Source organism: Terrimonas pollutisoli (assembly GCF_029360765.1).
Taxonomy (GTDB): Bacteria; Bacteroidota; Bacteroidia; order Chitinophagales; family Chitinophagaceae; genus Terrimonas_B; species Terrimonas_B pollutisoli.
The window spans coordinates 98,263-124,958 of sequence record NZ_JARKNA010000006.1; the positions used below are offsets into that span (position 1 = coordinate 98,263).

The 26,696-nt window shown below is 41.1% G+C and carries 23 protein-coding genes; 11 read left to right on the forward strand and 12 right to left on the reverse strand.

Annotated features, from left to right (window positions below; all coding sequences use genetic code 11):
- Positions 1 to 46: 46 nt before the first annotated feature.
- The 6 genes from P2W73_RS12875 to P2W73_RS12900 all read left to right on the forward strand — a co-directional run bounded on the left by P2W73_RS12875 (position 47) and on the right by P2W73_RS12900 (position 3,114).
- On the forward strand, positions 47 to 433 hold the full coding sequence (locus P2W73_RS12875; RefSeq protein WP_276502456.1) for a VOC family protein: 387 nt from the start codon (positions 47 to 49) through the stop codon (positions 431 to 433).
- A gap of 9 nt (positions 434 to 442) precedes the next feature.
- Positions 443 to 1,000: a GNAT family N-acetyltransferase gene (locus P2W73_RS12880; protein WP_276502457.1), complete on the forward strand. Its 558-nt coding sequence runs from the start codon at positions 443 to 445 to the stop codon at positions 998 to 1,000.
- An 11-nt stretch (positions 1,001 to 1,011) separates the two neighbouring features.
- Positions 1,012 to 1,518, forward strand: a complete 507-nt coding sequence (locus P2W73_RS12885) for an SRPBCC family protein (RefSeq protein ID WP_276502458.1) — start codon at positions 1,012 to 1,014, stop codon at positions 1,516 to 1,518.
- A 248-nt stretch (positions 1,519 to 1,766) separates the two neighbouring features.
- Positions 1,767 to 2,132 (forward strand): TfoX/Sxy family protein, encoded by a 366-nt coding sequence (locus P2W73_RS12890; RefSeq protein WP_276502459.1) that lies wholly within the window; start codon positions 1,767 to 1,769, stop codon positions 2,130 to 2,132.
- Between the two features lie 6 nt (positions 2,133 to 2,138).
- Positions 2,139 to 2,663 carry a DinB family protein gene (locus P2W73_RS12895; protein ID WP_276502460.1) on the forward strand — a complete coding sequence of 175 codons (525 nt, stop codon included), beginning with the start codon at positions 2,139 to 2,141 and terminating at the stop codon, positions 2,661 to 2,663.
- A gap of 22 nt (positions 2,664 to 2,685) precedes the next feature.
- Positions 2,686 to 3,114, forward strand: coding sequence for an LIC_13387 family protein (locus P2W73_RS12900; protein WP_276502461.1), 429 nt, complete (start codon positions 2,686 to 2,688; stop codon positions 3,112 to 3,114).
- Positions 3,115 to 3,245: 131 nt separating this feature from the next.
- Here P2W73_RS12900 and P2W73_RS12905 read toward each other — a convergent pair whose 3' ends face one another.
- The 5 genes from P2W73_RS12905 to uvrB all read right to left on the reverse strand — a co-directional run bounded on the left by P2W73_RS12905 (position 3,246) and on the right by uvrB (position 11,664).
- Positions 3,246 to 3,908, reverse strand: a complete 663-nt coding sequence (locus P2W73_RS12905) for a DUF1579 domain-containing protein (protein WP_276502462.1) — start codon at positions 3,906 to 3,908, stop codon at positions 3,246 to 3,248.
- A gap of 104 nt (positions 3,909 to 4,012) precedes the next feature.
- Positions 4,013 to 6,211: a PAS domain-containing sensor histidine kinase gene (locus P2W73_RS12910; protein ID WP_276502463.1), complete on the reverse strand. Its 2,199-nt coding sequence runs from the start codon at positions 6,209 to 6,211 to the stop codon at positions 4,013 to 4,015.
- A gap of 54 nt (positions 6,212 to 6,265) precedes the next feature.
- Entirely contained in the window at positions 6,266 to 9,121 is a 2,856-nt protein-coding gene (gene polA / locus P2W73_RS12915; RefSeq protein WP_276502464.1) for a DNA polymerase I, read from the reverse strand.
- Between the two features lie 156 nt (positions 9,122 to 9,277).
- On the reverse strand, positions 9,278 to 9,475 hold the full coding sequence (locus tag P2W73_RS12920; RefSeq protein ID WP_276502465.1) for a hypothetical protein: 198 nt from the start codon (positions 9,473 to 9,475) through the stop codon (positions 9,278 to 9,280).
- Between the two features lie 149 nt (positions 9,476 to 9,624).
- Entirely contained in the window at positions 9,625 to 11,664 is a 2,040-nt protein-coding gene (gene uvrB / locus P2W73_RS12925) for an excinuclease ABC subunit UvrB (protein WP_276502466.1), read from the reverse strand.
- Positions 11,665 to 11,947: 283 nt separating this feature from the next.
- On the opposite strand from uvrB, the gene P2W73_RS12930 reads away from it, so the two are divergent.
- The 4 genes from P2W73_RS12930 (at position 11,948) to P2W73_RS12945 (ending at position 17,256) form a co-directional block, all read left to right on the forward strand.
- The gene (locus P2W73_RS12930) at positions 11,948 to 13,708 is read left to right on the forward strand and encodes an ELWxxDGT repeat protein (protein ID WP_276502467.1); all 1,761 of its coding nucleotides are present in this window, start codon (positions 11,948 to 11,950) and stop codon (positions 13,706 to 13,708) included.
- A gap of 402 nt (positions 13,709 to 14,110) precedes the next feature.
- The gene (locus P2W73_RS12935) at positions 14,111 to 15,691 is read left to right on the forward strand and encodes a serine hydrolase domain-containing protein (protein ID WP_276502468.1); all 1,581 of its coding nucleotides are present in this window, start codon (positions 14,111 to 14,113) and stop codon (positions 15,689 to 15,691) included.
- 233 nt (positions 15,692 to 15,924) lie between these two features.
- On the forward strand, positions 15,925 to 16,656 hold the full coding sequence (locus P2W73_RS12940) for a hypothetical protein (protein ID WP_276502469.1): 732 nt from the start codon (positions 15,925 to 15,927) through the stop codon (positions 16,654 to 16,656).
- 156 nt (positions 16,657 to 16,812) lie between these two features.
- The gene (locus P2W73_RS12945) at positions 16,813 to 17,256 is read left to right on the forward strand and encodes a DoxX family protein (RefSeq protein ID WP_276502470.1); all 444 of its coding nucleotides are present in this window, start codon (positions 16,813 to 16,815) and stop codon (positions 17,254 to 17,256) included.
- Positions 17,257 to 17,335: 79 nt separating this feature from the next.
- On the opposite strand, the gene P2W73_RS12950 is transcribed toward P2W73_RS12945, so the two are convergent.
- Complete coding sequence (locus P2W73_RS12950) at positions 17,336 to 18,907, reverse strand: N-acyl-D-amino-acid deacylase family protein (RefSeq protein WP_276502471.1); 1,572 nt, start codon at positions 18,905 to 18,907, stop codon at positions 17,336 to 17,338.
- Between the two features lie 98 nt (positions 18,908 to 19,005).
- Between P2W73_RS12950 and P2W73_RS12955 the strand changes: the two genes are divergently transcribed.
- The gene (locus tag P2W73_RS12955) at positions 19,006 to 20,244 is read left to right on the forward strand and encodes an acyloxyacyl hydrolase (protein ID WP_276502472.1); all 1,239 of its coding nucleotides are present in this window, start codon (positions 19,006 to 19,008) and stop codon (positions 20,242 to 20,244) included.
- A 157-nt stretch (positions 20,245 to 20,401) separates the two neighbouring features.
- Here the strand turns inward: P2W73_RS12955 and P2W73_RS12960 are convergent, their stop codons facing one another.
- The 6 genes from P2W73_RS12960 to P2W73_RS12985 all read right to left on the reverse strand — a co-directional run bounded on the left by P2W73_RS12960 (position 20,402) and on the right by P2W73_RS12985 (position 26,523).
- Positions 20,402 to 21,256 carry an ATP-binding cassette domain-containing protein gene (locus P2W73_RS12960; RefSeq protein WP_276502473.1) on the reverse strand — a complete coding sequence of 285 codons (855 nt, stop codon included), beginning with the start codon at positions 21,254 to 21,256 and terminating at the stop codon, positions 20,402 to 20,404.
- The gene (locus P2W73_RS12965) at positions 21,257 to 22,033 is read right to left on the reverse strand and encodes an ABC transporter permease (protein ID WP_276502474.1); all 777 of its coding nucleotides are present in this window, start codon (positions 22,031 to 22,033) and stop codon (positions 21,257 to 21,259) included. It abuts the gene before it with no gap.
- Positions 22,034 to 22,040: 7 nt separating this feature from the next.
- Entirely contained in the window at positions 22,041 to 23,837 is a 1,797-nt protein-coding gene (locus tag P2W73_RS12970; protein WP_276502475.1) for an OmpA family protein, read from the reverse strand.
- Positions 23,838 to 23,864: 27 nt separating this feature from the next.
- On the reverse strand, positions 23,865 to 24,974 hold the full coding sequence (locus P2W73_RS12975; protein ID WP_276502476.1) for a hypothetical protein: 1,110 nt from the start codon (positions 24,972 to 24,974) through the stop codon (positions 23,865 to 23,867).
- A 14-nt stretch (positions 24,975 to 24,988) separates the two neighbouring features.
- On the reverse strand, positions 24,989 to 25,675 hold the full coding sequence (locus tag P2W73_RS12980; RefSeq protein WP_276502477.1) for a hypothetical protein: 687 nt from the start codon (positions 25,673 to 25,675) through the stop codon (positions 24,989 to 24,991).
- Positions 25,676 to 25,977: 302 nt separating this feature from the next.
- The gene (locus tag P2W73_RS12985) at positions 25,978 to 26,523 is read right to left on the reverse strand and encodes a DUF8685 domain-containing protein (RefSeq protein ID WP_276502478.1); all 546 of its coding nucleotides are present in this window, start codon (positions 26,521 to 26,523) and stop codon (positions 25,978 to 25,980) included.
- Positions 26,524 to 26,696 lie beyond the last annotated feature (173 nt).

Consider the following 26,696-nt stretch of genomic DNA (forward strand, 5'->3'; position numbering starts at 1 on the left):
CATCAACCAGCAAGCCTTATAATTTTTCACATTTAAAAAATTACAAATGACAAACGCAATCAGTTGGTTTGAAATTCCGTCAACCAACCTTGAGAGGGCAACCAAATTTTATGAAGCAATTTTTAGTATATCACTCATACCAATGGATTTGCCCAATATAAAAATGCGGATGTTCCCGATAGATGATCCCTTGACAGGTATTGGCGGAGCTGTCGTGGACAGTGGTGGGTTTCACAAGCCATCGGCTTCGGACGGCCCGTTGATCTACCTGAATGGGAACCCGGATGTGCAAAACGTTTTGGATAAAGTAGAGGCTGCAGGCGGATCCATCGTGGTGCCAAAAACTGAAATATCACCAGAGTATGGCTTTATGGCTGTCATCGTTGATACAGAAGGCAACCGGATAGGATTGCATAGTATTCCGGCAATATAAAATATTTTGATGTTCACTTTTCTACCATTGACGGTTGCCACCTGGGATGATCTTGTTGAATTATTTGGTGACAAAGGCGCATGCGGCGGTTGCTGGTGTATGTACTGGCGGTTGAAGGCGGCAGATTATAACAAGCAGAAAGGTGATGGCAATAAACTGGCATTGAAAAAATTACTGAAAAAGACATCACCGGGCATCATTGCCTATGCAGAAAACAAAGCTGTGGGTTGGTGCGCCGTAGCCCCGAGAGAAGAATATAAAAGACTGGAAACTTCAAGGATATTAAAACCTGTTGATGATGAGAAAGTGTGGAGTGTCAGTTGTTTTTTTATTGCGAAAGAATTCAGGAGAAAAGGGCTGAGTGTTTCGCTGCTCAAAGCGGCTGTAGATTTTGCCATAGCAAAAGGAGCAGCCATAGTGGAAGGATATCCAACAGATCCGGCAAATGGCCGGATAGCGGACGCCTTTGTATGGACGGGAATCGCCGCAACTTTTCAAAAAGCGGGTTTTAAAGAAGTGGAACGGAGAAGTGAGACAAGACCTGTTATGAGATTTTATAAAAAATAAAACGGTTTATTATGTCAACAAGCATTTATGACTGGAGCCGGTTTGTAGTTCGGATAAATGTAAATGCGCCGGCTGATAAGTTATACCATGCATGGGCTACCCGCAAAGGAATAGAATACTGGTTCCTTCGCTTATCGGAATATAAAAGAGCGGATGGAGCACTGCGTGGCAACAATGAGTTTGTTGAAAAAGGAGATACTTATAAATGGCTTTGGCATGGCTGGCCCGACGAAACAGTGGAGCATGGAATTGTTTTAGATTGCAATGGAAAAGACTTTTTTAAGTTCAGTTTTGGAAAGGCGGGCAATTGTGCTGTGACTATAAAAAAAGAAGAACGGGAAACCATTGTAGAACTGGTGCAGGATAATATACCAACTGATGAACAGGGTATGCATTACTGGCACCTGGGATGCAAAACGGGCTGGACCTTTTACCTGGCCAACATGAAAAGCTTATATGAAGGAGGAATTGATCTCAGGAATAAAAATGAAAAACTGCAGCAGGTATTAAATTCATAAGGCAAGGCCCCCTCTAAATCTCTCCGCCAATTGGCGGAAGACTTGCAACACACAGCCCCTCGCTTTTCGCAAACTCTGTACATAATCCGCGACTTCGAAAATGATGAGTAGAGATATGATATTGATTTGGGAGTTATGCAGTTTGGATTTGCAATGGAGCACTGCCTCCTCTCTTTGGGAGAGGCAACTGAGCGAAGCGAAAGTTGGGAGCATAGCTCGGGGAGGTGAGGCCTTTAAAAACTGTTTCTATGGCTTATAACGAAAAGCTGGCCGACCGGATAAGGGAAATCATCGCTGTAACGCATAAACAGGTGGTGGAGAAAAAGATGTTTTCGGGTTTATGTTTTATGGTGAATGATAAAATGTGCATCGGAGTACATGAGGATAAAATCATGGTCCGGTTGGATCCCGCTGTTTATGACAAGGTAATTGAAAAGGAAGGTTGCAGTCCGATGGATTTCACCGGTAAGCCTATGAAAGGGTTTGTGTTTGTAGAAGAGAGGGTTTTAAGTACAAAAAAACAACTGGATTATTGGGTACAGCTCGGACTTGAATTTAATAAGATTGCCAAATCATCGAAGAAGCCAACTACTAAAAAGGCAACAAAAAAATAAAACTTCATGAAATTCGATCTTGACAAATCAGTGGAGATACTGCAACGTACTCCGGCAGTTTTAAAAGTCTTGCTGCAAGGATTGGATGAAGGTTGGATAGTGAATAACGAGGGCCCGGAAACATTTTCTCCTTATGATGTAATAGGTCACCTGATACATGGTGAAAAAACAGATTGGCGGGATAGAACGGAGATGATAATGAAATTTGGTGAATCTAAAACGTTTGTACCTTATGACAGGTTTGCACAGTTCGAAGAAAGCAGGGGCAAATCATTACAACAACTGCTGGATGAATTTGATAAATTGAGATCGGTGAATCTGCAGTGGCTGGCATCGTTGCAACTTTCGAATGAAGATTTTGATAAAAAAGGAGTTCACCCATCATTGGGAACTGTTACGCTCCGGCAATTACTCAGTACCTGGGTCGTACATGATCTGACACATATAGCCCAGATATCGAGAGTGATGGCAAAACAGTATAAAGAAGAAATAGGTCCATGGGTTGAATTCTTCCGGATCATGAATTATTAATCAATTATCCAAAACCAACTGCATGCTTTCCAATTTTTCATTCTGGATTTGGGGCATTATCATTACCCAACTGTTAAGTGCTTTTTTTCACTCCCTGAGTTTTATTGCTCCGGCCAAACCCCGGAACGATATGGAAAAGCAATTGGTGGATATAACCACTAATTACAAATTGGATATGGGCGCCGGTATTAAAAGAAGTTTTTACAGCTTATTTATCGGGGTCAGTTCTTGCTTTACGCTCATTTTTATTTTGGGCGCAAGCCTGAACTGGTATTTTTTAAAATCGAACCTTAATCATGAACTGTGGAAAGGATTGCTATTGATACAACTCATCGTTTATGGGATCGTTTTTTTATTACAGGTTAGATTTACTTTCCTGCCGCCAATCATTTTGACCGGGTTGGTTTTTATTTTTTTGATTGGGGCTTATTTTATTTATCAGTGGCCATAAACATCTGAAGTATGAAACGAAAAAAAGAAGGAAGGCTTCTGACGATTGGAAAACAGAATAAGCTCCGGTATTTGTCGAAATAAAAAATCCCCGGTTATTTTGGCCGGGGATTTTTGTCAAAGACAATTTTATTATTTCTTCCGGGTAAGCTTAATGGTCATTGACTTAAACTCCTTTCCTGTTTTAGGATCGGGCCCGTACATTTCCATTAGTTGGTTATCATCATCAATTATTTTTAGTGTTTCTCTCATAGTGCATTCTCTTCCGGTTGATGGATCTATCATCTTGCCTGTCATCGTTATTGTTTTGGTTGCCTCATCCCATGGTCCCTCCATTTTCATGATGCCGGTGCCCATATTATCAATCCAGCTACTTGTAAAAACTTTCTTGGCATTGTCGTAGCCGGTAGTGCTCATTCCCGTAAAAGGCATGCCCATAAAATCTCCTTTATACTCCGATAGCTGGTAGCGACCATCCATTATCATTTTATTGGTCATCGTTGACTTGTCGGTTTGTGGAGGAGCATCAGGCGACATCCACATGGTAACTTCACCGATCCAAACACCGTTCGATTTGGCCAGCAGTTTATGTGGTTCACCAGGAGTGGCGTATTCCATCCAGGCTTTCATGGCCGTTGCAGAGTCAACGGGCACCCATGCTTCTTCTTTTTCTTTAGCTGTAGCGGTATCGCTTGTGCTGGCGCTACTGTCTTTTACTTCTTCTGTTTTCTTTTCGTTGTTACAGGCGTAGAGGAGACCTGCGGTGGCGCAAATAGTTAAGAAGATACGTTTCATAATAGCAAGTTTTATTTTAAGGTATGAAAAATAAAATAACCTGCCAACGATAAAAACACCCGAAAGACGAAACGGGAAATTAGCCCGATGAAGGAATGATCGCATTATTTGCAATCAAACGGAATCGCAATCAATAATCTACATCCTTTTCCCTGCGTTGAATGAATTTCGATAGATCCCTGGTAATATTCTACCCTGTTAAACATATTATTCAGGCCTAAACCTCTTTTTGTTGTAACAGGATCAAACCCCCGGCCATTATCTTCTATTTCAAGCATTAGTTTATGATTACCCTCCGTCAAAGAAATAGTTGCTTCAGTAGCATGTGCATGCTTCAGGATATTGCTAAACTGCTCCTGGATAATGCGAAGAATGGCTAACTGCGTTTCAGGTTTTAATTTATCTTTTAAGGTTTCACTCTGGTTGTGATAGATGATCCTGAGAATACCCGTTGCGTTAATATTTTGAATGACTTCTTCCACTGCGGCTTCCAGGCTTATATCACGAAGCGAAGCAGGCGTCAGGTTGTGGCTGATCTTCCGGATCTCATTGATAGCCTCCTGCAGGTAGGTCATAGCACGGATGGTAAACTGTTGACACAATTCAGGTTTTTCAGTAGCTACCTGCAACATCAACTTACATGATGAAAGTATCTGGTTGACATTATCATGCAGTTCATAAGCCAGCTCTTTTCTTTCCTTTTCCTGTGCATTGATAATTGCCTGGATGATCTCTTTCTTTTTGGATGCCTCATCAGCCGCCAGCTGCAATTCCATCTCGGTCCTTTTGGTAATATCCAGGGCTATACCACCTAACAGCCTGATGCCATCTTCTGCATCGAGTGGAAATTTATAAGAGTGGTATATTATCTTTTTGCCATCAGGACTTTTTGTAGTTTCCGTCACTTCAATAGCTATTTGGTTATCGAAAACCTGTTTATTGTTTTTTAAAAATTGATCGCTGACCTCTTTGGAAAAAATATCATCCATCTTTTTTCCAATGGCATCTTTTGTTAGACCAAAGGTTTTCAAAAAGGCATTGTTTAAATAACGGAAAACAGTGTTTTCATCAACGATCCATGCAAGCGTCGGAGAGTTATCCATAAATGAACTAAAGCGATGTTCCGACTGCATCAGCCTTTGCTCGGCAATCTTTCTTTCGGTAATATTGGTATGCGTGCCGATCAAATTCAGTGGCTTGCCATCCGGAGTTCTCTCCAACAACATTCCACGGTCAAGCACCCATACATAGTCGCCGGATTTACTCTTTATCCGGTATTCAATGGAATGATTTTGTATGCTATGATCTTCGTAAAGACTATCGATATCTATAATTTTATAGTAATCATCCGGGTGAACTCTTGATTGCCACTCATACGCCTCATCATGAAACTCATCATCAGCGTAACCCAGCATTTTTTTGTAAAGGGGCGAGTAATAGATTTCTTTTGTTTGAAAATTATAATCCCACACTCCATCGCCAGCGCCATCAAGAGCAAATTTCCATCGTTGTTCACTCCTTGTTAGCGCCTTTTCATTTTCTTTAAAGACTGTAATATCATAGCTAGTCACACAAATCTGGCTAACGGCTCCCAGCTCATTCTGTATGGGTGTAAACCCGACTGCTAACCAAATACCCTTATTTTTTTCGTTGGGATAAAAAATTTCGTACTCTATTTTTTCTCCTTTTATCACCCGGTCCAGGATTTCCTTTACCGATTTCTTTCTTGCTTCGGGAAGTATATCAGGAAAGTAGTCGCCTTCCCCGAAGGATGAATTATTGGGGGATAACCATGATAATTTTTTTGCCTGTTCATTGACAAGAAGAATCCGGTAATTGTTATCGAGAATATAAAAAGCTCCCCTACTGTTGTTTAATACTGATCTCCATTTTTGTTCGGAGAGAAATAGACCTTCCTTTTCGGCCATTACCTTTTCCCGGCAAATGAAGACGACTTTACCTGGACCCTCACCATATTTCAACCTGGAAATAGTTAAACCCACCCAACATTTTTCTCCTGTCTTTTTAAAGCAGTTTACATGTGCCGAAAATTTACCAGCATCGTCGGGGATGGCGGCGACCACTTCTTCTACTTCATGAGTGTCGCACTCCAGCAGCTGAAAAAAAACCTTGCCGAATGCTTCTGATGATGAAAAACCAAAAAGACCGGCAGCAGCCTGATTCCATTGTTCTATGGCAAACTGATCATTGGTCACGATGATCGCATCGGAAAGCTGATCTGCCAAGTTGATCAAAACAGAATTATCAAAATCAAGAACCTTTACTAATGAAGATTTATTCATTGGAAAAAAGGGATTTTTAAATTGCTGTTTTCATAGAGGATGCGGGATAAATTATCAATGTGCTTCCAGCCAGTTCTCACCTTCGCCACACTCGGCAATAATGGGCACAGCATTCGGTAAAATCATAGCCTGCTGCATATTTTCCAGGATCAGGGGCTTCAGTTCTTTTACCTCATCTTTCATGGCATCGAATACCAACTCATCATGTACCTGCATGATCATCCGGCTTTGCATTTTTTCTTTTTTCATGGCGTCGTGTACTTTTCGCATAGCTAGTTTGATCATGTCTGCCGCAGTTCCCTGTATAGGCGAGTTGATGGCATTTCTTTCTGCAAACCCCCGAACCGTAAAATTAGACGAGTTGATGTCCCTTAGCCATCGTTTCCTTCCCATCAACGTTTGCACATAGCCATGTTCCCTGGCAAAATTGATAGTGTCGTCCATGTACTTCTGAATTCCCGGAAATTGCTTTTTATAATTATCAATAATCTCTTTGGCTTCTGTACGGGAGATGCCAAGGTTGTCCGCCAAACCAAAGGCTCCCTGCCCATAAATGATACCAAAGTTTACGCTTTTTGCTTTATAACGCATTTCTTTTGTCACATCAGCTTCGGCAACCGAATAAACTTTGGCGGCAGTTGCTGTATGAATATCGGTTCCATTCCGGAAGGCCGCACACATATTTACATCGCCGCTGATACCTGCCACGATCCGTAATTCGATCTGCGAGTAATCGGCTGATAACAAAATGTGATCACCATCTCGTGGAATAAATGCCTTCCTGATTTCCTTACCCCTGTCTGTTCTCACCGGAATATTCTGCAGATTGGGGTTATTGCTGGCGAGCCTTCCGGTAACGGCAACTGCCTGACCGTAAGTAGTGTGGACTCTTCCCGTTTTTTTGTTGATCAGCAGCGGCAAGGAGTCAACATAAGTCGATTTTAACTTGGTTAATTCCCGAAAAGCAAGAATATCATCGACGATTGGATTGCCTTTTGCAGCTAGCTTCAACAATACATCTTCGCCAGTTTGATATTGCCCTGTTTTGGTCTTCTTTGCCGAAGGGTCTAATTTTAATTTGTCAAACAGCACTTCACCTAATTGCTTTGGTGAGGCGAGGTTGAAACGAACACCCGCCTGTTTATAAACATTTTCTTCCGCCGTCTTTGCCTCCTTCTCCAGTTGTTTTGAATACTCATTCAGGAAGTCTGTGTCGATTTTTACACCCTCGTATTCCATATCCGTCAACACCTTTACCAATGGTCCCTCTACCTCGTTAAAAACTTTTTCGACTTCTTTTTCTTTTAATAAAGGCGTAAAAATATTTTTTAATTGAAGGGTGATGTCTGCATCCTCCGCTGCGTAGTCTTTTATTTTTTCCAATTCCACATCACGCATGGTGCCCTGTGTTTTCCCCTTTTTTCCGATCAACTCCTCGATATGAACCGGTTCATAACCCAGGTATTTAGCACTTAAAATATCCATGCCTCTCTTGCCATCGGGTTCAATAACATAATGTGCAAGCATGGTGTCAAACAAAGGGCCTTCCAGAGTGGCATCATACCATTTCAGCACCAGCAGATCGTATTTTATATTTTGGCCGATCCATGTTTTGCTTTTGTCCGAAAAAAGGGGTTGAAAAATTGCCAGAATCTCTTTTGTCCTTTGCTGGTCGGCGGGACAAGGAATATAGTAGGCTTCGCCCGGAACAACAGAAAAACTAAGGCCAACCAGTTCAGCATCGTTTGCATCAATACCGGTGGTTTCAGTATCAAAACAAATTTCATTGTACTGACTAAGTTTGGCCACCATTTTTTTTAGTGCATCATCACCTTCAACTGCCTCATAAACGTGAGCTGTGTTATTGATGTTTTTATCGGCCAATCCATCACCAGCTTCTTCTCCGTCGTCAGATGTTTTCTTTGCATTGATTTCCTGTTTGGGTGCTTCTTCTACAACATTCCCAAAAAGGTCTGTTTGTACACCCTGCGGTATTTCTTTTTCAATAATGCTTTTACCGGGAGATGTCACTGAAAAATCTTCACCCAAAATTCTTTTGCCAAGCGTTTTAAATTCCAGCTCCGCAAATACTTCTTTTAATTTTTCTTTATCCCAGTCTTTTAGTTTGAAATCTTCTTCATGAAATTCTACCGGAACGGAAGTAATAATCGTAGCCAATTTTTTGGAGAGAATGGCGTCTTCCTTTCCTTTTCTTATTTTTTCACCCAATGCTCCTTTTATCGTGTCAGCATTAGATAAGATATTTTCCAGTGTGCCGTATTCACCTAACAGTTTAGCGGCTGTTTTTTCTCCTACACCCGCGATGCCCGGGATATTATCGACTGCATCACCCATTAGTCCAAGGATATCGATCACCTGAGAAACATCTTTAATATTCCATTTAGTGCAAACTTCTTCAGGCCCCAATATTTCTACATCGCCACCCTGATAACCCGGCTTGTAAATTTTGATCTTATCCGACACCAACTGCCCATAATCTTTATCCGGGGTTACCATAAAAACCTCATAGCCGGCCTTTGCGGCTTGTTTGCTTAATGTGCCGATAACATCATCCGCTTCATATCCATCCAATTCCATAATGGGGATATTGAAGCCTTTGATAATTTTCCTGATATCGGGAACAGCAGCAGAAATATCTTCGGGTGTTTCCTGCCTGTTAGCCTTATAATTCACAAAATCCGTATGACGCTCGGTAGGTGCCGCCGTGTCAAAGCATACGGCTAAATGCGATGGCTTTTGCTTGGTGATCAGTTCGATCAACGTGTTGGTAAAGCCAAACTGGGCATTCGTGTTTTTGCCTTTAGAGGTAAGCCTGGGACTGCGAATGAGCGCATAGTAGGCACGGAAAATCAACGCATAGGCATCCAGCAGGAAAACTTTTTTTGTCATGCCGCTAAGTTAATTATTTCAGCTATCGCAGCCTGAAGTTCAAAAAAACAGAAATGCCCGCTACACTTTAACAAGTGGCGGGCTTTCAGATCTAATTTTTGGGTTTAATTAATGAAAAGAATTCTGCCGTAGCAATGATTTATAATGAATTATTCATTATTGCTTTTGTACAAGATACTTTTCGGGATGCTCTACCAGGACAGTACCGCTAAAAGCAGCGGCTGATGATTGTTGAACAGTAAGGTCTGCATTGGCAGATGTTTGATTGTCCTTGTGAATAAAATTCAGGTACAATGCAAAAAAGAGCAGGTTGAATGCAAAAAAATTTGCAATTCGACGGACACGTTTTTTCATAACTAAGAGATGGATTTTAATCGGTTCTTCTATTGGATGACTGGTTTTGTCTGCTAAAATATACCAACACAAAATATCTCCAAACTAATGGACGGCTTAGTTATGAAAATTAAGCATATTCACTTAGGCCCTATTCGTAGTTCTACGAATTACTTTTTCATTTCCACCAACTTCTTCTGTAGCAAATACATCTCATCTCTTAGCCTTGCTGCTTCCATAAAGTCAAGATCCCTTGCGGCTTTTTCCATTTCTTTCTTGATCTTATTGATTGCCTTTTCCATCTGTGGAATGGTTTTATATTCCTGCTGGTCTTCTGCTGCCACAGTAACGAGGTCTTCATCCGGGGCAATAGCATAAGGATTAGCGGGGTCGTAACCTTTAATATCTAATACAGAAGTTTGAGCAAAGACCTGCTGCTTCGATTTTACAACGGTCCTGGGTGTAATATCGTGTTCAATATTGAAGGCAATTTGTTTTTCCCTGCGCCGGATAGTTTCATCAATGGTCTTTTGCATGCTTTCCGTCATCTTATCCGCATAGAAAATAACAAGCCCGTCTACATTACGGGCGGCCCGGCCAGCTGTTTGGGTCAATGATTTTTCATTGCGCAAAAAGCCTTCCTTGTCTGCATCCAAAATGGCTACCAATGACACTTCAGGCAGATCGAGTCCTTCACGAAGCAGGTTGACACCTACCAATACGTCTATTTCACCCAACCGTAGCTGGCGCAGGATTTCAACTCTTTCCAACGTATCGACTTCACTATGGATGTATTTTGATTTGATATTGATCCGATGCAGGTACTTATCCATTTCTTCTGCCATTCGCTTGGTTAGCGTTGTTACAAGCACTCTATCACCTTTGGTTACCCGTTTATCAATTTCATCTAACAGATCATCGATTTGATTCACACTGGGCCGTATTTCAATTGGCGGATCCAATAAGCCAGTGGGTCGCACTACCTGCTCTACTACAACGCCACCTGTTTTTTCAAGTTCAAAATCATCCGGTGTGGCTGAAACAAAAATGGCCTGGTTTATCAGCGATTCAAATTCATGGAAATTTAACGGCCGGTTATCTAATGCCGAAGGCAAACGAAAACCATAGTCAACCAATATCAGCTTCCTGCTTCGGTCACCGCCATACATACCACTCACCTGTGGAATGGTTTGATGGCTTTCGTCAATTACCATCAGGAAATCTTTTGGAAAATAATCCAGTAAACAGAATGGTCGGGTGCCAGGTACCCGCCGGTCAAAAAACCTGGAATAGTTTTCAATCCCACTACAGTAACCCAGCTCTTTTATCATCTCCAGGTCGTACTCCACCCGTTCTTTTAAGCGTTGGGCTTCTATTACCTTGCCGGTGTTTTTAAAGTACTCAACCTGTGCCTGCAGTTCATCCTGTATTTCATAGATCACCTGTTGCATAATATCCTTTGGTGCCACATAAAGATTGGCAGGAAAAATCGCCGCATTTTCCAGTTTCGCAATGCGTTTTCCTGTTACCACTTCAATGCTTTCAATTTCTTCAATTTCGTCACCAAAAAAAGTAATGCGATAACCATAGTCTACATAAGGCAAATTAATATCCACTGTATCCCCTTTTACCCGGAATGTACCGCGGTTAAATTCCAGTGTTGTCCGATTGTATAAAGAGTTAACCAATGAATGAAGAAAAGCCTGCCTGGAAATAACCTGTCCTTTGTCAATGCGGATGATGCCATTTTCATAATCAGTAGGATTTCCCATACCATAAATGCAGCTTACAGAAGCTACAACAATGATATCCCTCCGTCCGCTGAGCAAACTGGATGTCGCCCTTAACCGGAGTTTGTCTAACTCATCATTTATACTCAGATCTTTTTCAATATACACACCGCTTACCGGCATATACGCTTCGGGCTGATAGTAGTCGTAATACGAAACGAAATACTCCACTGCATTGTCCGGGAAAAACTGGCGAAACTCACCATACAATTGTGCCACCAATGTTTTGTTATGCGTCAATACCAAAGTTGGGCGCTGAACATTTTGAATAACATTTGCAACCGTGTAGGTTTTTCCGCTTCCTGTTACACCCAGTAGTGTTTGATATCTCTCACCATCTAATATTCCCTCTGTTAATTGTCGGATCGCTTCGGGTTGGTCTCCCGCCGGAGGGAAGGGACTATGAAGTTTAAAAGCCATTTTGCAAGTTAAAGAAATATCATTGCCGGCTTAAAAAGGAATTGCAGCCTTTCTATTATAATAAAAATTAATAATAAGGGCTGCTAGTAAATCTACTTCATAATTTTCCTTTTAAGAGGTGTGTGTTAGTACCCAATTTTTGAAAATATGTCCCTGATTTCTTGAAATTAATCTGATAAAATAAGTAGTTTGTTATAGCTCCGAAAACCAGAAAATAGGGTCACTTTTAAGGGTGATTTTTGGTTGCCCGGAGACCAAATCCACCATCCAATATCCAGTACAGATGAAACAACCACTACTAGCCATCTTTCTTGCAGGCATTTCATTTATTGCCAAATCGCAAGGCTTTACCTTACTAAAAGATATTAATCCTGGGCCTGCCAGCAGCAATGTGTGTTACCTGACTGACGTCAATAATAACTTATTCTTTGCTGCCAATGACGGTATTTATGGTATGGAACTTTGGAAGAGCAACGGAACATCAGCAGGCACAACAATCGTGAAGGATATTAACGCCGGATCGGCGAGTAGCAGCATCGGCTACCTGACCCAGGTAAATAGTTTTGTTTTTTTTGTAGCGAATAATGGCACCGCAGGTACTGAACTTTGGAAAAGCGATGGCACTACCGATGGAACCATGATGATAAAAGATATCAGATCCGGATCAATGGGAAGCAATCCTTCAGCTTTGGCAAGCGTAGGTGGAGTGTTATATTTTGCTGCAGATGATGGTGTAAATGGCGTAGAGCTGTGGAGAAGTGATGGTACTGCGGCAGGCACCTATATGGTGAAAGATATTAACCCTTTTTCAGCCAGCAGCTATCCGCAATCTTTAGCCAACGTAGGCGGCATCTTATATTTTGCTGCCGACAATGGAAGCAAAGGCATGGAGCTTTGGAAAAGTGATGGCACTGCAGCAGGAACGGTATTGGTGAAAGATATTTTGACTGGAACAGGCGGTGGCTACCCGTTTGAGATCACTGACGTGAATGGTACGTTGTTTTTTTCAGCCAATAATGGTTCCAAGGGAACAGAGCTTTGGAAAAGTGATGGCACTGCGTCAGGTACTGTAATGGTAAAAGATATCTGGACAGGCTCATCAGAAAGTTATCCGTTCGGACTAAAAAATGTAAACGGTACTTTATTCTTTTCAGCGAATAATGGTACTAAGGGGGCAGAGCTGTGGAAGACCGACGGTACCTCTGCCGGAACTGTATTAGTAAAAGATGTTTGGCCTGGAACAGAAAGTGGAACACTCGGGAATTTTTCTAAGATTATCAATAAACTGATTTTTACCGGCAATGATGGAGTAACCGGTTATAAGACCTGGGAGAGTGATGGATCTGATGCGGGAACACAGATAGTGACAGGTGTTGGTAACCCCGGCAATGGCGATATGCAGGAGTCTGTCGAAACAGACAACAATATCTATGCAGGTATCCGTCAGTCAGACCTGGGGCGTGAGCTTTGGGCCATTAGTTATACTTCTGTTCTTCCGTTGGAGTTTATTGATTTTAAAGCCAGTCTTGTAAAAGCCGATGCCATGCTCGATTGGAAAACGGCTAATGAAGTCAACACAAAGGAGTTTATTGTGGAAAGAAGTTTTAATGGCAGCGATTTTGGCGTAGTAGGAAAAACCGAAGCCGCAAACAATGCTGGTACACAAACCTATCATTTTACCGATGTGAATGTGGCCGCATTACAAACAACAATACTTTATTACCGCTTAAAGCAAGTGGACCTCAACGGTAGGTTTGCTTATTCAAAAGTAGTTTCCCTGGTCTTGAGCAGTAGCGGTAAAATTGCACTTTATCCCAATCCCGCCATTAATAGTATAAACTTGCTGGTGTCATCACCACGAAAGGAAAAATTGGGCTGTATAGTATTTGACAATATCGGAAGAACAGTGATGATGGATTCAAAACAATTAAATGCCGGAAGCAATCAGTTGTCCTTAGATATTAAGAGGCTTCCCGCCGGGGTCTATTACCTGAAACTCAACAGCCATTCGCTTTCAGAAAGATTTCAATTTGTGAAGCAATAATAAAATAAATAAATGTTTGCAAAATATAGCCTGGCAATTTCGCCGGGCTTTTTTATCGCCCATGTACGATAAGCTTCCGGGGGCCACACGATTTGCATCAAGTACACCTTAGAAAAAAGCCACTTGAATGATTGAACCTTATTACCTTATTGGACGAAAGAGGAGAATTAAAATTTGCATAGTCCTTTAGAGAGCAGATCAGATTAAAATAATCTAATAAGGTTGGCTGTTTATGAATCATTTTTCTACTAAGGTTGGTGGTTTTGCCCTCGGTAAGACAAAAAAATAAAATAAGGTTTTTGGTCAGCCGGGCATCTCAAAATATGAATTAGACCGACTCTTTATATCCCCCGGCCTTCAACATTATTTACGTAAGTTTAACCGAATTAAATTTGCCAGGCTATGAGGAAACCATCTTCCTTTATCATCTTATTTTTTGCTGTTTGTTATTTTATTGATCCCGCTTTTACTCAGGAAAATATTTTATATGATGCATCTTATAAGCCGGCTGTATTTGCCGATCCAAACAGGCTGGAGAAAATAAAAAATGCTTTTACTGTTATCGACAGCATTTATAGAAAGCATGCAATAGCCAATCATTTTCCCGGTATTGCCTTTGGCATCATTGCAGATGGCAAATTGGTGTACAAAGGGAGTTATGGCTACGCGGATATCAAAAAGAAAATCTCGGTCAGTTCCTCTTCATTGTTTCGCATTGCATCGATGAGTAAAAGTTTTACGGCAATGGCTATCCTCAAGCTACGTGACGAAGGCAAGCTAAACCTGGACGATCCCGCTCACCTGTATATTCCGGAATTGAAAAATTTAAAATACCTCACCGCTGACGCACCACCCATCACTATCCGCCACCTGCTTACTCACGGTGCTGGCTTCCCCGAGGACAATCCCTGGGGTGACCGGCAATTGGCAGATACTGATAAGGAGCTGCTGGAGTTTTTAAACAAGCAACCTTCTTTTTCCAATGCACCGGGTATTGCATACGAATACAGCAATCTTGGTTTTGCTCTCTTGGGAAAAATTGTAACCAAAGTTTCAGGCCAGCGTTACCAGGATTATATCCGTGAAAATATCTGGAGGCCTTTGGGCATGAACACAACCGAATGGGAATATGGAAATATTGCTCCCAATAAACTGGCGCATGGTTATCGCTGGTTGAATGAACGATGGAATGAGGAAGAGCTATTGCATGACACACCTGATGGTTCATGGGGTGCAATGGGCAGCATGATCAGCTCGATTGATGAATTTGCCAATTATATGGCTCTGCATTTGGCAGCATGGCCACCCAATAATTCAACAGATAAAGGTCCGGCAAAAAGAAGTTCAATTCGTGAAATGCATCATCCCTGGCGTTTCAATGGCTTTAATGCTAATTATAAATATCCCGATGGAAGAACATGCCCTATTGTTTCCGCTTATGCCTACGGTCTGGGTTGGACGAAAGATTGTGAAGGACGTGTATTCATAGCGCATAGCGGGGGCTTACCCGGTTTCGGCAGCCAATGGCGGATAATGCCGGATTATGGCATTGGCGTGGTAGCATTTGCTAACAGGACCTATGCCGGTATAGGTGGGGTGAATATTCAGGTGTTGGATACGCTGATAAAAATAGCTGGTCTGCAACCCATGCAACTTCCGCCTTCTGCCATCTTAGAAAAAAGAAAAAATGAGCTTGTAAAACTGTTGCCGGATTGGAGCAACGTAGAGCAAAGCGGCATTTTTGCAGAAAATTTTTTTCCTGATTACCCCACTGATAGTTTAAAGAAACAATCGAAGGAATTGTTTGCCAAAGCAGGTAAGATCGTTTCGGTAAAAGAAATGAAGCCGGAGAATCAACTACGGGGCTCTTTTATAATCGAAGGAGAGAAAACAAATATTGAAATCTATTTCACCTTATCACCGGAAAATCCACCGTTGATACAGGAATACCGGATGAGGGAAATACCGGTTTCAAAGAAATAAATCACCTGTTGTTTATCTGCTGTCGTAATAATAAAGACCGGATGCTAGCTTTGGCTGATCATCATTCTTTCGTGATAGCTAAAGCTATTTTTTATTTGGTCTGTGTTCTAACTTTGTTGTAGCTTAACAAACAAATTCGTTCTGCACTTTTTCGCATCTACCATTTTTTTCTTTCTCCGCACTTGAAAACCCTGCCCGGGGAGCTACTTTTCTTAACTACTAAACACTAAACCATGAGAAAGACAATTTTTTTATGCTTGCTCATTGCAGGTTACTATTTCGCACCAGGCCAGGAAAAAACATTGGTGCATTCAATCATGTTAAAGCCTAAAGCCGGCCAGGCTTTGCAATTTGAAAATACCATGAAAACACACAATCAAAAGTTTCATGGTGCAAATGATAAGGTTTTTGTATTTCAAATTATTACCGGCGAAAAAATGGGTTATTACCAGGTTGCCTGGCCACCCACATCCTGGGCGGAAATGGATAATCACAAGCCTAATCCTGCACACGATCAGGATGTCCAAACGAGTATCCAATCCCTGCTACAGGAAAACGACGGGATGATATTTTCAAGAAGAGTCGACTCACTTTCACATGGAGATAATGACTGGACCATTCCCAAAACACAGGTTACGATCTGGCATATCAAACCAGGAAAAACAGATGCATGGCTTGCCCGTTTAAGAAAATTCAAACTTGCCTTTGACAATTCAAATGATCCGCGCAATTACACCATTTATACAAAATTGTTTGCAGGTACAGATGCACAGGTGATCCTGGTCTCCCGGTATAGAAACGGCTGGAAAGAAATGGAGCCCGGCTTCTATACTCCACTAAAAGATGTATTAACCAAGGCCTATTCGGCCGATGAATGGGATATTCACTTAAAGGCCTATTATGATTGTGTTGAGAAAGCAGAGACTTATCTCAGGGTCTACCGGCCCGATCTTAGTTCAAAATGAAATCAGGGGGTCAGCAATGACCCCTTTTTTGACGTAGCAGCGGGAAAGCAGAAAGTACAAGTAATAAACAAAGGAGAGAAATTCCGTCATTGATGAAATCAGGGAATAGCTGTAACTTTAAACCAGTTCTTTTTCATTACCTAAAAACTATGCTATATGGATCTCCTGCACCGCCTTGAATATTGGGGTGAAAGGCATCACCCGAGATGGATGGATATCATACGTATTGCTTTGGGTATATTTCTTGTTTATAAGGGCATCGACTTTCTCTACAACATGAGCGACCTGGTTAGCTTAATGTCCATCAAAACTTCTTTTGGTTCTTTCGCTTATATCTTAATTGGTCACATCATCGTTTTTGCTCACATACTGGGAGGCATTTTCCTGGTGCTGGGCGTGTTGACCCGTTTTGCCTGTCTCATCCAAATTCCGATACTTCTTGGAGCTGTTTTTTTGATCAACATGCCTGGTGATGCGATGAAACCTTATTCAGAGCTGTTGATTTCAATAATAGTGCTGCTCTTACTGATTTATTTTTTAATAGCAGGCAATGGACCACTGTCGGTAAAACTGGAGGAGCCAGCCAAAGCACATAAGTAAATGCTATTCTGGCTGAGGGATTTTTTGATTAATTCAAAAAACAAAAAGCCTTCAGGCCTTAGGAAGAGATTGATAAATATTATTTGTGACGCGGGCCATATAACGCTTTGCCGGCTCTTGCTCCGGTGTGCTTTTCATTTTCCACCGTCATCACTCCATTTACCAATACATAGCGAAAACCTTTTGAGTAAGCATGTGGTTTTTCAAAGGTGGCCATATCACTTACTTCTTTATCGTTAAAGATGAGGATGTCCGCGGCATAGCCTTGCTGTAGCAATCCCCTGTTGTTTAACTGAAACTTTTGTGCAGGCAAGGAGGTCATCCGGCGAATCGCTTCTTCTAAAGAAATTACTTTCTCATCCCGTACATATTTACCCAATACTCTTGCATTAGTACCATAGCCTCTTGGATGAGGCATCCCGGCATTAAAGATGCGGATGCTGGCATCACTTGCAAACATATTGAACGGATATTGCATGATGTATTTCACATCATCTTCTCCCATACCATGAAATACGGCGCTGGCGCCGCCATTGATCATAATGTCTATCACTGTTTCAGCTTCGGCTTTCGCCTTATGTTTTCTTCCTTTCAGTAAATTAATTTCTTCTATGTTTTTACCGTTATAAGTGGTGTCTGCTTTGTGAAAAGCAACTACGGCATAACTGAAATGTTTAAGCTTTCTTTTCTTCAGCTTCTTTAGCATTTCATTGATTACATATTTTTTTATCTCCGGTCTTTGCAATCTCGCTGTAATAGAATCCTGCCCATCCGCCAGTATTTCATCCGGTATTAATGTGCTGATAGATGTGCTGCTGGCGGTATAGGGGTATTGATCAATAGTTACTTCAATACCTTCCTCCCTGGCTTTTTTTATCAAAGCAATTGTTTCTTTACTTCGTCCCCAGTTTTGCTGACCGCTGAGTTTGAAGTGTGAAATTTCCACCGGGATATTTGCTTCACGGCCGATGATAAGGGCCTCGTCAATGGCTTCGGTTACCTTATCACCTTCGTCCCGCATATGCGTAGCATAAACTCCATTATACCTCGCAGCTTGTTTTGCCAGTGAAACGATCTCCGGTGTTTTGGTATAAGTGCCGGGTATATAAATTAAACCTGTTGACAAGCCAACTGCTCCATCACGCATTGCCCGGTCAACTAAACTATCCATTTGATTTTGTTCTGCCGGAGTAGCATCCCGGTTAGCCCGGCCCATGATCGTTTTTCTGACATCGTTGTGGCCGATAAGCGAAGCAACATTTATCGAAAGTTGTAAGGAGTCGATCCACTGCAGATATTTTTTTATATCAACATTGGAAGCGCCACAGTTGCCGGTAATGCATGTAGTGACGCCGTCATAAATAAAGCTTTGCGCCAGGGGATCATTTTTTTCATCACCTTCCAGGTGCGTATGTACATCAATAAAACCGGGAGCAACCATAAGACCGGTGGCATCGATTGTTTTTGCCGAAGAGAAATTCAGCTGCCTTCCAATGGCTGCAATCTTTCCGTCTTTTACTGCTATATCGCCATAAAACCAATTATTACCTGTTCCATCAACAATTTTTCCATTTTTGATCAATATATCGCAGGCGGATTGCTGGGCCGTTATTGCCAAAGGAAATAGCAGTGAAAGAAATAACCATTTCATTCGTATATTTTTTGCCTTTTTAAGGTCGAATGGAACTTACCATGATAATCCCGATGGTCGCCATCGGGACCCCTGTGGGATATAATGAAAATTTTATCATGGACGTTTCATCAACTCAAGATAATGAAAGAAAAGAAATGGAGATGCTTTGCCGGGGGAATACCGGTACTCATCCTGCGGCTTACATATTGGCTACTTTTGTAGTTCAAAAGGCCTGTATGAAAAACATGGCTTTGCTTTTTGTTTTTTTGTTGTTGCAGTTTTCCTGCTTTCCACAGGATACAGGGAGGCGTCATAAACAGCCTGCTACTTCGAAGGCAAATATTTTCAACCTGGGTGTGGGCGGTCAATATGGTTTTATTTTTGCCCATTCAAAAGCAGTTGAAAATACCAAGGGTTCTTATCCCTACGGTGCAGAAATCCTGCTGAGCTGGCAACGGAATGACCGGAAGTCATGGGATCTTTGCAATTGCTATCCAAGAAAAGGTTTACTGCTTGCCTATTATAATTATGATAACAATATTTTAGGCAGCGGCATAGCTTCCGCTTATTTTCTCGAACCTTCCTATAGACTGGGCAAACATATTTTTTTCTCTTTTAAAGGTGCGGCAGGCCTCGCTTATTTAACCAAGCCCCAGCACCCTGACCGGAACCCCAATAACTTGTCCTACAGCAGTGCTGTGAGCGGATACTTACTGGTAGGAACGGGAATTTGGATCCGCTTGCATGATAAATGGTGGATCAATCCTTCGATCAATTATCAGCACATTTCAAATGGCGGCATGCGTGAACCCAATAAAGGTATCAACTGGCCCACCGCAGGACTGACCATAAATTACACGCCATATCCGATGCCCTTTTTTTCCGGTAAACGCTCAACAGATAAATATTGGAAAAGCCGGTCACCCCGATGGGATATCGGTTTGTTTGGAATGCCGCGACGCTGGGTACAGGATAGTGGCCCAAACAAAAGAGTGCTCTTGTTTGGTTTACAATTACAGGCAGCCAGGCAGGTAGGAAGGATTAATGCCCTTACTGTTGGTATGGAGATCACCGGTGATCGTTCGCTTTACCTGAAACTGAAGAAAGATAGTACCCGGGCAAGCGCCATACGAGCAGGGCTTTTGGGTGGGCATGAATTTTTATTGGGAAAATTTATTTTCAGCCAACGCCTCGGGGTGTATCTTTTTGATCAAACTCCTTACTATGATGCACTGTTTCACTGTTGGGGAATTCATTTCCGGGCAAACAAACACATAGGCATAGGACTGAACCTGAAAGCGCACCGCCATATAGCTGAATATATCGATCTAAGGTTAGTTTATTCCTTTGAGTAATTTTAAAAGTTTACTCCTTTATTTTTCGCTTTCTCTACTTTGTACACCGCCAACCGATTGCTTCTATTTTTTGATAGTTACATTTTTTACAAGACTAGCCTGCAAAACAAGGTGCTGGAAAAAAGAATAAAAAACATCAAAGGTGCAGATAAGTATCTTATGATTGCAGCATAATCTCTTTTATTTCTTTTGAAAGTTCCAGGTGTTCGTTGTTAAATTCAGTATGCCATGCAAGGCCAAGCTTCTTTAAGTCATAATGTTTTAATAGTGTGCCGATAGAACTTAATGAGCCATCCTCATTTTTTCCATAACCAACAACATACAATGAGTCGGCCAACTCAACAGCCAATTCTATATCATGTGTACTGAAGATAATAGTATTTAACTCATGGCTGTCATTGATTAATTTAAAAGCAGCCTTTACATTCATTATGTTTCCGACATCTAATCCTGAAAAAGGCTCATCCAATACCATATAATAACCTGAACTGAGCAATTGTTCTAAAATGGCAGTTCGCTGACGCTGACCACCCGAAAGCTCGTTGGGATATTGATTTTTGCAGGCTTCCAATCCCCAATCTTTAAGATAATGCATTATTTTGTCCTGCTTTTCTGTTGCCGTCATCGTTGCATTACGCAAAGCAAACATCAACGATTGATAAATAGTTTTGTGCCGAAACAAAGTGTACTTCTGGTTGACAAAGCCCACATCTCCTTCTTCTACTTTTTTTGCTGGTTGTTTACCATTCGCAATTTGTTTTGAAAAATCAGGAATTAAGACAGAACCTGTTGTCGGTGTTTCCAATCCAGTCAATGCTTTAAATAAAGTTGATTTACCTCTTCCCGATCTGCCAACAAAAGCAATAGTTTGTCCTTGTAGTTTACCAGGTCTCACCACATTTTTTTCAACAAAACTGATACCTGAAATAATTGTTTTTTCACCGTAAGAGATGCTGAGGTTTTCTACGTGAAGTATGGTGTCTTGTTGCTCGTATGTAATTGCTATGGGCATCTAATAAGTTGAATAGCGAAATAATCCTTTTCTCATGACATGCAGTATCCAGTCCAGTAATAACCCGATCAACAAAATAATTATTTGCAAAGCCACTATGCGGCCATGATTGGCGAATTTGTCACTGTTTTTTATCAATACACCCAAGCCGCCGGCAGCAACTAAAATGGATTCAACCGTTACCAGCATCATCCAGATAATAGCTAAATTCTGCCGAAGCACGTCCAGCACATAATCCAATCTCCCTTTAATAACTACTTCCCATAATATTTCCCAGCGGCGGCATTTAAGTGAACGGGCATGATCAATTTCATCCTCCGGTATATCTTTTAGTACGGCTAATAGTGAAGTGATAAAATAAAGGCTCATGAACACTACCAATACCCATACCTGCATGGTCCTGGCTCCGGTCACTAATATTGACAAATAAAAAGTAATACCGGTAAGTGGTAAATATCTAAGCCTGCTTAGAAAAACTGCAACTGGTTTTAAAACAGGCAATGGTGACAAATAAACTATCAGTAGCGAGATGAATAAAGAAAATAATGCGGCCTTTAAACAAAGCGATAAAGAGCTGACAATATGAACTATCAGCCCTTCATTATATAAAGATTGAAATCCATCCCAGACCTGCGAAGGTGTTGGAAATAGATGCTTGGTGCCGAGTGATGAAAAAATCCAATATCCAATAATCAGCACAATCCATATACCAGTAATTAATAACCGATGACCCGAAGCAATTTCTTCAAAAGGTCTGAACCATTTTTTAGGGTTCATCAATCATTTAGTTTAGCAGGTTAATAGCTACTCTTCTGTTTTGTGCCTTGCCGCCAGTAGTTGAATTATCAGCAATTGGTTCATCCTGACCCTTACCCTCAATTTTTTGAAAGCGGTTAGCGGGAATTCCCTTTTGAATTAAGAAACTTTTTACTGCTTCAGCTCTTGCTCTTGACAATGAATAATTGCCTTCCTGTGTACCCGTGTTGTCTGTATGGCCGAACAATTCAAGTTTTGAGTTTTCAGCCTGTATGAGCAAATTATACACCTGGTCAAGCACATCTTTGCCTTCGGGTCTCAACGTGGCCCGGCCCATATCAAAATTGATTTGCCATTCACCTGAAGCAACTTGTTGGGTCGCCTTTTTAGAATAGTCAGCCACATCCGCTTTACCTGCATCAATATTTTCAACCTGTTTGACAAACGATAAGTTTACCGCCTCGTCGTAAGGAACAATGCGTTTTACATTTTGATTAAAACCAGCTGGGTTCAATTCTTTCAAATATTTAGATACCTGGTCATAAACAGCTTTATAACGATTAGTTCCATCAGTGATACCGTAGTACTGATTTGCATCGGCCAGATTAAATACTCTCGAGCCACCCATATTATAGGAAATGCCATTTTTTTCACCCTTCTGTCCTTTGAACATGTTGTACCAGTAATCGGCATCTTCCATATTAAATGTTTTGGCCACAGCTTCTGAAGCTCTCTTCTTCCAGGCATCATATTGTTTGATCTGGTTGCTGGCTACATAAGAAGATTTCAGGATATTATTAACAATATCCTTGTTTTTTTCCGCCCATTGGCTCAATACTATTAGAGTAGTTGCCATCTGGTTATTAAATTCACGGGTAGAAACGATATCAGTAAAGCCTGTCAAGGCATCAAAAACCATCTTATCGCCGGGAGTCCAGGTAGCACAACCATCTACTTTTTTATTGATGGTTTTGCCAGTCAGTTTACCGTCTTTCACTTCTTTCAACGGAACGGTCCATCCTTCCTTCTGCGATTTGATCAATTCTTTAGCAGATTCAATATAATCGTCATTGGCAGACGCCAAAAAGTTAACGGCTTCCGGATCAAAAGTTGTCGGGTCGGGATTAACCTTAATATTGCTGGCAAAAGCATAATTCACAGCAGTTACCCAATCGCCATCACCAATTACAGCTGATATCAATGAGCCTTTCATGGATTGTGGATTCATCTTCCAGCTAGGGGGACCGATCAATTTGTCTTCACCATAACTTAAACCAATGGCGCCGACAACTTGTAAGCTGTATTTACCTTTTCCATATTTATCATCCAAAGCTTGCTGTACTGAACTGATATAAAATGGTACACCATCACCCATGATCATAATACCAGCTACACCATCTTTAGGAAAATTATTTCCCCGGTCAAACTCTTCAACAAATTTCATCTGAAGATTACGGAGCTCTGAAAGCCAGTCCTGGCGAACGATTTCCAGATTTACACCATTCTGTTCCATCAGTGAACCCTTAGTCGTTTTAGGACCGCCATTAGCGACGATAATTCCTGATTGTGCATTCCACGCATAGCCTGCCAATCTTACCAATGGTTTGGATGCAGCATCAGTTGAAACCTCAGCAGACGGCAAAGGGAGCTCGGCAGAGGTCGTTACATTGTTTACATCTTTGTCCGTTACATCAAGCTTACCTAATGTTTTTGACTCAGATGTTCTCAATCCCGGAGACAAATAGTAAACCGCTGTACCTATAGCGCCGGCAACTAATAATGTTATCAGGGCTTTCGAAAAAAAAGTCAGTTTTGACCATTTCATAGTTGTAATGTTATATTTTAAATATGATTAGTTGAATATGTCACCAAAACCACCGCTTTCCATTTTATCTTCACCTGTGAGTTTGTAATTGGGGTTGTTATATTTCTGTGACTCCGGCAGAGCATAGTTATTTGTTTTTATCTGGTCGGCCAGTTTATCCAGTCTCGAATAAAGTTCGTCACTGTCAACAGAGTACTGGCTGGTAAGCGAATCCAGGTCAAGCAGGTTTTCTTTGGTGTTAGCCAGATCCATTGAAATAGTATTGGTAACAACGTCCAATGCATACTCCAGTTCCCAGCTTTTTGTAAACAACATGGCTGATTTGGCCTGCTCCGTAGCCTCCCTGGCTGCCTGTGCAAACGCATATTCTTTTTTTAACATGCCAATGCTGACATCGAAGTCTGCAATTTTTATTTCCATAGCAGTATCCACCATGTTTAACTTTCGGTCAAGTTTCCCGATTACATGGGCACGGCTACCGTACTTTCTGACAAGACCAGTGCTTTGATTCAACATATGGCTAACCCTTTGCGCTTCGCTTAATGTTTTCATCAAGCCGGTTTGCAACTCTACGTATTCATCGGTCTCTTTAGATGCTGCACCTTTTGCAGATTCCAGGGCGTTCATTTTATTTTTCAATGTTTCTGCTTTCGACTGCATGGTCACTACGGTATCCTGGTATTCTTTAGCTTCCTTCTCGGCTTTCAATGATTCGCTTTCCATATTGCTTTTGATGGCCTTGATTTTTGCTTTGGCTTGTTTAAACCTCGCACGGTTATCCACCATTTTTTGCTTTTGTTCTTCCAGTTCTCCAAACGGATCATATTTTATCAGCAGCTTGTGGAGATACCGGGCTAGTTTTTTAAAGCCCTTGACGATCACAGGTAAAAGAATAAAAAATCCGATGACCAATACCGCCACGGCAATTGCTCCCAGCGTTTTTCCTATCCATGTAAAAACAATGGGGAGAATAAAAGTATAAAGACCCCAGGCAATAGTGCCAAGCAGAACAAGTCCTACAATGACAGCAATTCCTTTTTCACCCTTGCGCCAGTTTTGAGGATTTAGAGAAATGTCACCTTTTTCAAAGTGTTTTAAAATAGGTAACTCTAGTACCTTGTTGGATTCGTTTGACATTTTATGTTAATGGTTTATTGTTTTATATTTTTTTGAATGCCTTCTTTAACTGTTGTCAATTTCATTACACTGATCTGTCTGGCATTATCATTGGCAAGAAGCTTTTGCCTGATCTCTGCTTCCTGCGGCGAATATTTACCATCAACCGTTGAAAGTGCAACACGTTTTTGATTTATTTCTGATTCCAGGGCATGTAACTGGTTTCGTAGCTGTGTAACCTGCTGGGTACCTTGTTCAATTTCCTGCATCAATTTGTTTTTCTCTTCATTCTTCTTTGCGTCCAGTGTATTTAATTTCTGCTGCCCCTGGGAAGAATATTGGCTATGCACCTCATTAATCTTGCTGATATAAAAATCTGCATCCACCATTAATTTCTTAGGCGTGATATTGCTGTCCATTGATTTGGCCATGTGAAAGGCCATGCTATAAACCTGCTCCCCCGCATTGGCGACCGAGCTAATGGCCTTATAAAACTCATAAAAGTCATAACCCGGCATGTTGATCGAATCCACGCCTCGTTCGTACACACCGATCACCTCATTCAATGTGGCCTGATCAATATTACTACCGGTGGTTGGTATGGGCGCATTAGAAGGGGTGGTTGTGTTTCCGACAGGAAAACTGAATTGATTATTGGGTGGAGTAACTTCTTTTTCGTCGGTATTATCGGTTTTTACAAACAGACTTTTCCAATTTTTCATGTAACAGTTAGTATTATTGAAGAAAATAAAGATAGCGATAATTGAAAACTGTAGAACAGACTATGGCTTCGGAAAATTTATAAAGCGGAGGGGAGGCAATGATTCTACATCTTGGTAAAAATGGAATGTAAATATATATATAAAAAGAACAATTCCTAACTGTTTTTAAAAAAAATATTTCAAATTCTTCGTTTGCAATCAGTAAGTACAATTCTTCGTTTAGAAAGCTTTATGGAGAGAGACACCATTTTTCATTCCACCAAAAAAATGTTACTATATTTTGAAGAAAAACTACAGGGCAACTATTCTTCCTTCCCACCTTTCTCCCCCACAAACCAATGCTCTTTATTTTTAAATAACACATTGAAAGTAGTCAGGGATCCATAGCAACGGGTAATATATTGCTGGATATTCACTTTTTCTTCGTCACTGAGTTTTTTATTGCTGTTGATGTTTTGTTCCAGCACACGGAGACGATCACGCAGCATCACTATTTTATGAAAAAAATCATCGATAGGAATTTCTTTTGGTTTCAAACTTTTATCAGCCGGTTGTATAAGCAGCATTCCTTTAATCCATTTCTCACCCAGCGGTACGGTTTCCGTGATACCGCCCCACAAACGCAGGATCTTTAATAAAGAACGTTCTGTTTCCGAATGGGTTTCTATTTCTTCTGTTACATTTTCAGGAATGATCTCATCCAGTTTCTCATCGGTTTTATCAATCTCTTTTATGCCATGATTAATAAAGGAGATAAGATAAGTAGCATAACGGATACCTACGATCACACCGGGTCCGTAATGTGTATGTTGCAATCGGGTGCCAATACCTAATGTTGTTTGTTCCATAAGCCTTTGTTGTGTTGGAGTTTGAAAAATACGAATAAATTCTGCATGCCTGGTTTGATTATTTCTTCTATATGATAGCTGGTAAATGTAGAAAATTCGCCACTGAGTATGGAACAGCATAACCAGGCCGGTTAAGAGAATTTTAAAAAGCGAAACGAGTTATAAACAATTAC

What these genes read in the sequence shown, in the direction of transcription:
- P2W73_RS12895 (WP_276502460.1), top strand. Translation starts at nt 2,139, where the DNA reads ATGAAATTCGATCTTGACAAATCAGTGGAGATACTGCAACGTACTCCG.
- P2W73_RS12900 (WP_276502461.1), top strand. Translation starts at nt 2,686, where the DNA reads ATGCTTTCCAATTTTTCATTCTGGATTTGGGGCATTATCATTACCCAA.
- P2W73_RS12950 (WP_276502471.1), bottom strand. Translation starts at nt 18,907, where the DNA reads ATGAAATGGTTATTTCTTTCACTGCTATTTCCTTTGGCAATAACGGCC.
- P2W73_RS12975 (WP_276502476.1), bottom strand. Translation starts at nt 24,974, where the DNA reads ATGTCAAACGAATCCAACAAGGTACTAGAGTTACCTATTTTAAAACAC.
- P2W73_RS12905 (WP_276502462.1), bottom strand. Translation starts at nt 3,908, where the DNA reads ATGAAACGTATCTTCTTAACTATTTGCGCCACCGCAGGTCTCCTCTAC.
- P2W73_RS12965 (WP_276502474.1), bottom strand. Translation starts at nt 22,033, where the DNA reads ATGAACCCTAAAAAATGGTTCAGACCTTTTGAAGAAATTGCTTCGGGT.
- P2W73_RS12985 (WP_276502478.1), bottom strand. Translation starts at nt 26,523, where the DNA reads ATGGAACAAACAACATTAGGTATTGGCACCCGATTGCAACATACACAT.
- P2W73_RS12960 (WP_276502473.1), bottom strand. Translation starts at nt 21,256, where the DNA reads ATGCCCATAGCAATTACATACGAGCAACAAGACACCATACTTCACGTA.
- P2W73_RS12940 (WP_276502469.1), top strand. Translation starts at nt 15,925, where the DNA reads ATGAGAAAGACAATTTTTTTATGCTTGCTCATTGCAGGTTACTATTTC.
- P2W73_RS12885 (WP_276502458.1), top strand. Translation starts at nt 1,012, where the DNA reads ATGTCAACAAGCATTTATGACTGGAGCCGGTTTGTAGTTCGGATAAAT.
- P2W73_RS12875 (WP_276502456.1), top strand. Translation starts at nt 47, where the DNA reads ATGACAAACGCAATCAGTTGGTTTGAAATTCCGTCAACCAACCTTGAG.
- P2W73_RS12945 (WP_276502470.1), top strand. Translation starts at nt 16,813, where the DNA reads ATGGATCTCCTGCACCGCCTTGAATATTGGGGTGAAAGGCATCACCCG.
- polA (WP_276502464.1), bottom strand. Translation starts at nt 9,121, where the DNA reads ATGACAAAAAAAGTTTTCCTGCTGGATGCCTATGCGTTGATTTTCCGT.
- P2W73_RS12880 (WP_276502457.1), top strand. Translation starts at nt 443, where the DNA reads ATGTTCACTTTTCTACCATTGACGGTTGCCACCTGGGATGATCTTGTT.
- P2W73_RS12930 (WP_276502467.1), top strand. Translation starts at nt 11,948, where the DNA reads ATGAAACAACCACTACTAGCCATCTTTCTTGCAGGCATTTCATTTATT.
- P2W73_RS12970 (WP_276502475.1), bottom strand. Translation starts at nt 23,837, where the DNA reads ATGAAATGGTCAAAACTGACTTTTTTTTCGAAAGCCCTGATAACATTA.
- P2W73_RS12920 (WP_276502465.1), bottom strand. Translation starts at nt 9,475, where the DNA reads ATGAAAAAACGTGTCCGTCGAATTGCAAATTTTTTTGCATTCAACCTG.
- P2W73_RS12890 (WP_276502459.1), top strand. Translation starts at nt 1,767, where the DNA reads ATGGCTTATAACGAAAAGCTGGCCGACCGGATAAGGGAAATCATCGCT.
- P2W73_RS12910 (WP_276502463.1), bottom strand. Translation starts at nt 6,211, where the DNA reads ATGAATAAATCTTCATTAGTAAAGGTTCTTGATTTTGATAATTCTGTT.
- P2W73_RS12935 (WP_276502468.1), top strand. Translation starts at nt 14,111, where the DNA reads ATGAGGAAACCATCTTCCTTTATCATCTTATTTTTTGCTGTTTGTTAT.
- P2W73_RS12955 (WP_276502472.1), top strand. Translation starts at nt 19,006, where the DNA reads ATGGACGTTTCATCAACTCAAGATAATGAAAGAAAAGAAATGGAGATG.
- P2W73_RS12980 (WP_276502477.1), bottom strand. Translation starts at nt 25,675, where the DNA reads ATGAAAAATTGGAAAAGTCTGTTTGTAAAAACCGATAATACCGACGAA.
- uvrB (WP_276502466.1), bottom strand. Translation starts at nt 11,664, where the DNA reads ATGGCTTTTAAACTTCATAGTCCCTTCCCTCCGGCGGGAGACCAACCC.